Genomic DNA, 296 nt, shown 5'->3' with positions numbered 1-296 from the left:
GCTTTTTGCCATCTAAAAAGGTTTGCTTCGCTTATGCCTTCGATCTCGCAAAACTTTTTAGAGGGCAAACCGTTTAACTTCGCCTTCTCATATCTTTTTACTATGTCCCTTTTTGCTCTTGCGCTTGCTATCTCTTCATCGCTTGCCTCAAGAAATATATCGCCTTCGTCAAATTCATCGGCTAAGTCCGTGTTATCTTGATTTGCTTGATCGCTTTTTGCTCTTTTTATCTCGCTAAATTTCATCATCTTGTATTCGCCGCCCTCATAGATATATACGCTTACGTCGTTTTTTAG

At 39.9% G+C, this 296-nt stretch carries 1 protein-coding gene; it reads right to left on the bottom strand.

From position 1 onward, the window contains the following. The coding region (locus CCAL5182_RS09025; protein ID WP_336610847.1) for a hypothetical protein at positions 1–296 on the bottom strand (296 nt) is incomplete at both ends.

The organism is Campylobacter sp. 7477a (assembly GCF_014892335.1).
In the GTDB taxonomy this organism is placed as follows: Bacteria; Campylobacterota; Campylobacteria; order Campylobacterales; family Campylobacteraceae; genus Campylobacter_A; species Campylobacter_A californiensis.
The sequence above is the reverse complement of the archived record's forward strand: the minus strand, read 5'-3'. Positions and strand labels throughout refer to the sequence as shown.